We start from the raw sequence: 8,762 nt of genomic DNA, 5'->3' as shown, positions 1-8,762 counted from the left end.
AACTGCTGCAGCCGGCAAGCGACAGTGCCAGCAGAAGCGCTGAGACGCGATGCATGGAAACTCCATTTCCTGTTAACCGATATCCTTTTCGGCGACCAGTCTACCAAAAACCCGATTCGGCGTCCCGGTAGCACATTACGGTTGTCTCATCCTGAACAGGGTGGCAAACGGGCTTGTCTAGGCACTACACTGGCCGGTCTACCGGCAGAAGGGTAAGCATCATGGACGAACAGGAATCATCACGCTCATCGCAGGAAGCGGAAAACCGGCTGATCCCCGCTGACCTGTCCATGCCGATCTATGGACTGTTCGTTCTCGGCATCCTGTACACCCTCTATGTGGCCCACCAGATCATCCTGCCGATTGTGATCGGTGTCCTGACGAGCCTGCTGCTTGCCCCCGTGGTGAAAAAGCTTTACCTGAAGTGGCGGATTCCACGCATGGTCAGTTCGCTGGTGCTGGTGTCGACAGTCCTCGCTATCCTGGTGGGCGTGGGTATGGCGGTCGCCACGCCGGCCCTGGAATGGGCGCAGAAAGCACCGGAGGGCCTGTCCAGGCTCCTGGTGGGTGACAACGAAATCATGCAGCAGATCGACAAGGTCAACCGCTCGGCGCAGCAGGTCGAAAAGTCGGTCAAGAAGCTGTCCGAGGGGGAAGCGGCAGAGCCGAATACCGTTGTCCTGCAGACAGATTCCTGGCGTAGCCAGCTCATGTCCCAGGCCCGGAATGGCATCGCTGGCCTCGCGCTGACACTTGCGTTGACCTACTTTCTGCTGGTGAGTGGTGACTCGCTGATCCGTAACTTTGTCCGGCAGTTGCCCCGAAAGCATCGCAAGACGGTGTTGAGGATCACCCATGGTTCTCAGCGGGAAATCGCCCGTTACCTGGCCGTGGTCAGCCTCAGCAATGGTTCTGTGGGCGTGCTGACCGGCCTGATCTGCTGGGCCGTAGGGCTGCCTGATCCCTCTGTCTGGGGGCTCGTGGCCGGCCTGGCCCGGTTCATTCCCTACCTGGGCAACATGCTGACCATCGCCTTGCTGGCCACCGTCTCGGCCACGACGCTGGACGTTGCCTGGATGATGCTTCTGGCACCTGTGAGTTTCATTGTACTGACCACCATCGTCGGCTTTTTCCTGGAACCCTGGATTCACGGTTTCCGCATGGCCATTAATCCGGTCATTATCTTCGTCGCGATCTTCTTCTGGGGCTGGCTCTGGGGACCTCTGGGCGTGCTCCTGGCGGTGCCGCTGATGACGGTGATCCAGGTGGTTCTCAAGCAGATTCCATCGCTCCGTCCGGTTTACCGCGTGATCGCCCGCTGACGGCTTCCCGGGTGGACTAATGGATATCCGTAACACCCCCCTGACACTGACGGGCCGGTCACCTATGCTGATCAGAATATCCGACCGTCAACCAACAGAGGGAGGTTTCGTTCCCAATGATCCCGAACACCATGAAAGCCATGGTTCTGACCGGCCACGGTGGCATCGAAAAGCTTGAGTACCGGGACGTCGAGACACCTCGCCCGGGGCCCGGTGAGGTCCTGGTTCAGGTAACGGCAACGGCCAAGAACAACACCGACCGGAAGGCAAGGGAAGGGCTCTATCCCACCAAAAAAGGCGAAATGACGTCGTTCCAGATGGGCGGCAAACCGACCCTGACGTTTCCTCGCATTCAGGGTGCGGATATCGCCGGGCGGGTGGTCGCCGTGGGTGACGGCGTTGACGAGGGCCGGGTTGGACAGCGCGGGCTGCTCGATTTCAACATCTATGCCGATGGCCGTCGGGACATCAACCTGACGCCGGACTATTACGGCCACGGCGCCGATGGGGGCTACGCCGAGTATGTAGCCCTGCCATCGGATCAGTTTCATCACATTCCCAATCCGGAACTGCGCGATGCGGAAGTGGCCTCCATGGGCATGTGTTCCTACCAGACCGCCATGCACATGCTCACCTCGGCCAATGTCCGCGCCGGTGAGCGGGTCCTGGTGACCGGCGCCAGCGGTGGCGTCGGGACTGCTCTGATTCAGCTCTGCCGCATTATGGGGGCCATTCCCTACGCCCTCAGCAAGCAGGACAAGGCACAGGCTCTGCTGAACCTGGGGGCGGAGGCCGTGCTGGATCGCTCCGACATGGGCAGCTTTGTGGAACGGGTCAAGTCGGAAACCGGTGGCAAGCCGATCGACGCGGTCATGGATCTGGTGGGCGGTGAAATGACGGATATCTTCATCGACACCATGATCTTCGACATGAATGCCCGCGGAACCTATCCGCGGCTGAGCATCGCCGGCGCCAGTGGCGGCAACATCAGCGAAATCCTCTGGACGCGCATCTACCTGTATCAGGTGCAGATCTTTGGTGTCTCCCACGGCACCCGGGAAGAGGCGGAGCAACTGATGGCCTGGATTCGCGACGGCCATCTCAAGCCGGTACTTCATGGTGCGTTCCGACTGTCGGACCTGCATCACGCGGAGGAATACTTTGTGAACCGGGGCAGCAACTACCTCGGCAAGATTGTGATCGTTCCCGATGCCCAGTGGGACGAACACGGCCAACCCTTCGCCCTGGAGACCGCCTGATGAAACCGGAACTGACCATTCAGCTCATGGACACCCACGCCGGTGGCGATGTCAGCCGGATCGTGACGGGCGGTATTGACCTGCTGCCCGGCGACTCGGTTCGCGCGCAGATGGAATACCTGAGGGACGATGCCGACGGATTGCGCAAGCTGCTGCTGGAAGAGCCGTATGGCATTCCGGAAATGTCCGTGGACCTGCTGGTGCCGGCCACCGATCCCCGTGCTGCCGCGGGCTACATCATCATGGAGGTGATGGGGTATCCGATCTACTCGGGGTCGAACACCATCTGCACCGCAACTGCCGTGCTCGAAGCCGGCATTGTGCCCAAACAGGAGGGGCGACAGCAGTTCGTGCTGGAATCCCCCGCCGGCCTGGTGCAGATCGAGGCCACCGTGCACGACGGTGTTGTGGAAGCCATTACCTGTGAGGGCCTGCCCAGTTACATCCACACCTATCAGGCGCAGATCGATGTGCCTTCGATCGGTCGGGTGACCTACAGCGTGGCCTACAGTGGCGGATTCTACGCGCTGGTTGATGCCTCCGAACTGGGGTTTGATCTGACCCTGGACGAGGAGCGCCGGCTGGCGGAAACCGCTCATGCGATTGTTGAGGCCATCCAGGCGGAAAGGGGGTTCTCCCACTACACGCTGGGGGACGTCGGGCCACTGCCATTCCTGCATTTCATGGGGCCGGTGGAGCATGTGGCTGACGGCTATTACCGTTCCCGGTCGGCCACCTACGTTCATCCGGGGGTGATCTGTCGGAGCACCACCGGAACCGGGACGTCGGCGAGACTGGCGCTGATGAATTACCAGGGGTTGATCCGCCCTGGCGACAAGCTGGAGACGGTCTCGCTCCGCGAAACCGGATTCATCGGTGAATTCACGTCCATACAGGAAGAGGGTGAGTACCAGGTGGTGAACAACACCATTACCGGCAAGGGCTATGTGATTGCCCGGTCGGATATCGTGGTCAATTGTGACGATCCGATGGTCGACTGCGACGGCCTTCATCATATTCTGTCCAGCCGGAAAAAAGGAGACGTCGCGCCGAGCGGCTGATTTCAGGGCCCGTAGGCCGGAATAGACTCAGATTCCAGTCTACGGGTTTTCTCTTATTCTAAAGTTGACCTTTACGTAAAGTGAACCCTGTGCTAAATCTTCAACTCGTGAATCTGATGATAAAAACAACAGGAGTTGACGATGAGCCTTCCGCAATACACCGAGGTGTACAACAACTTTGATGCGGCCGCACTGGAAGCGGACATCCTGGACGGACGTCTTGATAGCGGTCTGAACGTGTGCCACGAGATCTGCGACAAGTGGGCCACAGATCCGAACAAAGTTGCACTCTATTACGAGAAGACCGATGGCGGCGACGGCACAATGACCTTTGCCGAGCTGAAAGCGGCTTCTGCGCGATTTGCCAACTATCTCGCCAGCCAGGGTGTCGGGAAAGGGGATCGGGTTGCCGGTCTGCTTCCCCGGGGGCCGGAGCTTCTCGTGGTCATTGCGGGGGCGCTGCGTCTGGGAGCCGTCTATCAACCCCTGTTCACAGCGTTCGGCTCCGGTGCCATCGAGTACCGGCTTGAACGAGCCGGCACAAAGCTGGTGGTGACCGATCCCGTAAACTATCCGAAACTGACCGAGGTCAAAGATTGTCCACCGGTCCTGTGCGTGAATGCATCTGATACAGGGGCAGAGGTGGCGGACTTCGAGGCCACCCTGGCGTCGCAATCGGATGAGTTCGAGCCGGTCATGATCAAGGGAACCGATCCATTCCTGCAGATGTTTACCTCCGGCACGGTTGGCAAGGCCAAGGGTGTTGCGGTTCCGGCCCGTGCGCTGCTGGCGTTCTACGTGTACATGAAGTACGCCATCGACCTGCGCGAAGACGACAAGTTCTGGAACGTTGCGGATCCGGGCTGGGCCTACGGCCTCTACTACGCCGTGGTCGGGCCATTGCTGATGGGGCACGCGACCCACTTCAACCCCGGTGCGTTCACGCCCGAATCCACTTACGACATGATCCGCAAGTACAAGATCACCAACCTCGCGGCGGCGCCCACGGCTTACCGGCTGCTGAAGGCCAACGATCAGGTCCTGCCGGAGGGTGAGAATCTCGGGTTACGTGTGGCCAGCAGTGCCGGCGAGCCGCTGAACCCGGAAGTGGTCAACTGGATCAGGAACCGTCACTACTGCCCGGTCAAAGACCATTATGGCCAGACCGAGACCGGCATGACCTGCTGCAACTTCCATGCGCTGGAACATCCGGTCCGTCAGGGTTCCATGGGGTATTCCTCCCCCGGCCACCGGGTGGTTGCCCTGAACGAGAAGAACGAGGAAGTGGGTGAGGGCGAAATCGGCCAGTTGGCCGTCGACGTCAAAGCGTCGCCGCTGTTCCACTTCGACGGCTACACCTGGGGCGAGAAAGACCCGTTCGTGAAGGGCTACTACCTCACCGGCGACATGGTGATCTCCCACGGCGATGGCAGCTACTCCTTCAGCGGTCGTGACGACGACATCATCACCACTGCCGGTTATCGAGTCGGTCCCGCCGACGTTGAAAGCACACTGCTTGAGCATGCGGCCGTGGCAGAATCCGGTGTGGTTGCCAAGCCGGACGAAAAACGTGGCTCCATCATCAAGGCCTTCGTGGTGATCAAGGCGGGTCAGGAACCGGCTGACGAGCAGGCGTTGAAGGACGAACTCCAGGAGCTCGTGCGGCACCGTCTGTCCACCCACGCGTTCCCTCGTGAGATCGAATTCGTGGATGAGCTGCCCAAGACGCCCAGTGGCAAGATCCAGCGGTTTGTATTGCGGAATCGGGCCAAGGACGAAGTTAACGCATGATCATCACGTTTGAGGAGCTCCAGGCTTTCCTCGACGAGCAATTTCCGCAGGGGGCCGCATTCGGCTCCCTGCAGAAGCTCGGGGATGGCTGGGCGGAAATGAAGCTGGAGGTGGATGAAGAACATCTCAGGCCCGGCGGCACGGTGTCGGGCCCGGCGATGATGGGGTTGGCGGATGTCACCATGTACGCTGCACTGCTCAGCAAGATCGGGCTGGTGCCGTTGGCGGTGACCACCAATCTCAACATCAACTTCCTGCGGAAGCCGGTGGCCCATGCGCCCATCTGGGCACGCGCCAACCTTTTGAAGGTGGGGCGCACCATGGGAGTGGGGGAGGTGTTCGTGTATTCCGAAGGCGTGGAAGAACCGGTCGCCCATTCCACGATGACGTATTCCATTCCGCCGGAAAAATATCGCAATTAGGTATTGACGTTTACGTATACGTCAATCTAATCTTGGGATAGTTAAGAAATACAACAATAACAAAAGGCAAGAATGCCCATGAGTGAACAGTACGTTCTCGAAACCCGTAACCTGGTCAAGGAATTCAAAGGCTTCGTCGCTGTCGACGACGTCAATCTCAAGATCCGCCAGGGCGACATACATGCGCTGATCGGCCCTAATGGCGCCGGCAAGACCACGGTCTTCAACCTGCTGACCAAGTTTCTCATCCCGACCCGGGGCAGGATCCTGTTCAAGGGTCAGGACATCACCGCGATGAAATCGGCCGCCATTGCCCGCAAGGGCGTTGTGCGCTCCTTCCAGATTTCAGCCGTGTTCCCCCACATGACGGCGCTGGAGAACATCCGCATCGCACTGCAGAGCTTCGAAGGCAATTCCTTCAGCTTCTGGCAGTCCGGCAACCGTCTCAACAAGCTCAATGAGCGGGCCATGGAACTGCTTGATGCGGTTGGGCTGACCCGCTACGCCAATACCACGACCGTCGAGCTGGCTTATGGCCGCAAACGGGCGCTGGAGCTGGCCACCACACTGGCGATGGAGCCGGAGCTGCTGCTCCTGGACGAACCGACGCAGGGCATGGGCACCGAAGATGTGGACCGGGTCGTGGAGCTGGTGCGCAAGGCCGCACAGGGGCGCACCGTCCTGATGGTGGAACACAACCTGAGTGTGGTGAGCAAGCTGTGTGACCGCATTACCGTGCTGGCCCAGGGTGCCGTCCTGACCGAAGGCGACTACGAAACAGTGTCGGCGGATCCACGCGTTCGCGAAGTCTACATGGGCACCGATGCCAGTGGTGAACGTGGTGCGCCGGCGGCAACAACGGAGACCGAAGCATGAGCCAGGGAACGGGCAGGGAGTACGAGCAGTTGCGCATTTCCGGGCTGCACGCGTTTTACGGTGAATCCCACATCCTGCACGGGATCGATCTGGTGGTGAACCGCGGCGAGCTGGTGACCCTGCTCGGGCGCAACGGCGCCGGCCGCAGCACCACCCTGAAAGCCATCATGAACATGGTGGGCCGCCGCACCGGCTCCATCATGATCAACGGGGAGGAGACCATGTCGTGTGCTCCCCATCATATTGCCAGGTTGGGTGTCGGGTATTGCCCCGAACATCGGGGCATTTTTTCGTCACTCAACGTCCAGGAAAACCTCACCCTGCCACCGGTGGTGCGTAGCGGAGGAATGAGCCTGGAAGAGATTTACACCATGTTCCCCAATCTCTACGAACGTCGTTTCAGCCAGGGCACCAAGCTCTCCGGGGGCGAACAACAGATGCTGGCCATGGCCCGCATACTGCGCACCGGCGCCAACATGCTCCTGCTGGACGAGATCACCGAGGGCCTTGCCCCGGTAATCGTGGAGAAACTCGGGGATGTCCTGATCGCTCTGAAGGAAAAAGGGCTGACGATTGTGTTGGTGGAACAGAATTTCCACTTCGCGGCGCCTTTAGCCGACCGCCATTACGTGGTCGAGCATGGTCAGATCATGGAAGAGATACGCGCCGACGAGCTGAGTGCCAAACAGTCGGTGCTGAACGGCTATTTGGGGGTCTGACCCCGGATAGAAATGCTAGCGCAAGCTAAAAAAGCAACAACAACCCGAACCGACGCAAGACAGTAGCGGAGATACAACAATGACAATGATGAAAAAGCTTCTGACCTCAGCCGTTGCATCCGCCCTCATGGTGAGTGGCGCCCAGGCGGAGATTAGCGACAACATGGTAAAAATGGGTTACCTGGCGGATATGTCCGGTACCTACCGGGACCTGGCCGGCCCGAACGGCCTGAAGGCCATGGAAATGGCCATCAAGGATTTCGGTGGCTCGGTCAAAGGCGCCAAGATCGAAGTCGTCAGTGCCGACGACCGGAACAGCCCGGACGTGGCCTCCAGCACAGTTCGCCGCTGGGTTGAGAACGACAAGGTCGACATGATCGGCGGTATGGTCGCATCGTCTGTGACCATCGCGGCCACCAAGATTCTGGAAGAGAACAACAAGCTGGGCATCGTATCCGGCTCTGCCGCATCCAGCATCACCAACGAGCATTGCACGCCGAACCATATCCACTATGTCTATGACACCTACGCGCTGTCCATCGGTACCCCGACAGCGATCGTGCAGGAAGGCGGTAAAACCTGGTTCATCCTGACCGCTGATTACGCCTTCGGCCATGCCATGGAAGCGGACGTAACCCGCGTTGTGGAAGCCAACGGCGGTGAAGTGGTTGGCAGCATTCGCCATCCGTTCCCGACCCCGGACTTCTCTTCCTTCATCCTGCAGGCGCAAGCCTCTGGCGCTGATGTGATCGCCCTGGCCAACGCCGGTGCCGACACCACCAACGCCATCAACACCGCCAGTGAGTTCGGCGTTACCCAGGGCGGCCAGACTCTTGCCGCATTGGTTCTCTTCCTGAGCGACGTTCATGCACTCGGCACCGATGTGGCCCAGGGCATCCAGCTCACCACCGGCTGGTACTGGGACATGAACGATGAGACCCGCGCCTGGTCCGATCGGTTCATGGAAGCGACCGGAGCCCGTCCGACCATGGTTCACGCGGGTATCTACTCCAGCACCATGCAGTACCTGAAGGCCGTGGAAGCGACCAATTCCGACGACTCCCAGACCGTGCGCAAGTACATGATGGAGCATCCGATCAACGACATGTTTGCCAAGAACGGCGTGATCCGCGAAGACGGTCGCATGGTGCACGACATGTACCTGGCTGAGGTCAAGACCCCCGAGGAATCCTCCGGCGAATGGGACCTGTACAACATCGTACGGACCATCCCGGCCGATGAGGCCTTCCGTCCACTCTCCGAGAGCAAGTGCAAACTGGTCAGCATGTAATCCGGAAGGTAACAAAGGCTC

The 8,762-nt window shown here is 59.7% G+C and carries 8 protein-coding genes; all 8 read left to right on the top strand.

The annotated features are described in order from the left end of the window. The first annotated feature begins 221 nt into the window (after positions 1-221). Positions 222-1,322 (top strand): AI-2E family transporter, encoded by a 1,101-nt coding sequence (locus tag MLD04_RS16700; protein WP_008937541.1) that lies wholly within the window; start codon positions 222-224, stop codon positions 1,320-1,322. Positions 1,323-1,438: 116 nt separating this feature from the next. Further along, positions 1,439-2,581 (top strand): zinc-binding dehydrogenase, encoded by a 1,143-nt coding sequence (locus MLD04_RS16695; RefSeq protein ID WP_248160568.1) that lies wholly within the window; start codon positions 1,439-1,441, stop codon positions 2,579-2,581. Further along, a complete protein-coding gene (locus MLD04_RS16690; RefSeq protein ID WP_248160567.1) occupies positions 2,581-3,642 on the top strand; it encodes a proline racemase family protein in 1,062 nt (353 codons plus the stop codon). Before MLD04_RS16695 ends, MLD04_RS16690 begins: the two co-directional genes overlap by 1 nt. A gap of 141 nt (positions 3,643-3,783) precedes the next feature. Further along, positions 3,784-5,433 carry an AMP-binding protein gene (locus MLD04_RS16685; RefSeq protein ID WP_008937544.1) on the top strand — a complete coding sequence of 550 codons (1,650 nt, stop codon included), beginning with the start codon at positions 3,784-3,786 and terminating at the stop codon, positions 5,431-5,433. Next, on the top strand, positions 5,430-5,855 hold the full coding sequence (locus tag MLD04_RS16680; protein WP_248160566.1) for a PaaI family thioesterase: 426 nt from the start codon (positions 5,430-5,432) through the stop codon (positions 5,853-5,855). The genes MLD04_RS16685 and MLD04_RS16680 overlap by 4 nt, the downstream gene beginning before the upstream one ends. Positions 5,856-5,933: 78 nt before the next feature. Next, positions 5,934-6,731, top strand: coding sequence for an ABC transporter ATP-binding protein (locus MLD04_RS16675; RefSeq protein WP_248160565.1), 798 nt, complete (start codon positions 5,934-5,936; stop codon positions 6,729-6,731). Then, a complete protein-coding gene (locus MLD04_RS16670; RefSeq protein WP_008937547.1) occupies positions 6,728-7,450 on the top strand; it encodes an ABC transporter ATP-binding protein in 723 nt (240 codons plus the stop codon). Before MLD04_RS16675 ends, MLD04_RS16670 begins: the two co-directional genes overlap by 4 nt. A 79-nt stretch (positions 7,451-7,529) precedes the next feature. Next, positions 7,530-8,741 (top strand): ABC transporter substrate-binding protein, encoded by a 1,212-nt coding sequence (locus MLD04_RS16665; protein ID WP_248160564.1) that lies wholly within the window; start codon positions 7,530-7,532, stop codon positions 8,739-8,741. Positions 8,742-8,762 lie beyond the last annotated feature (21 nt).

The organism is Marinobacter koreensis (assembly GCF_023156285.1).
GTDB classification, from domain to species: domain Bacteria; phylum Pseudomonadota; class Gammaproteobacteria; order Pseudomonadales; family Oleiphilaceae; genus Marinobacter; species Marinobacter koreensis.
The sequence above is the reverse complement of the archived record's forward strand: the minus strand, read 5'-3'. Positions and strand labels throughout refer to the sequence as shown.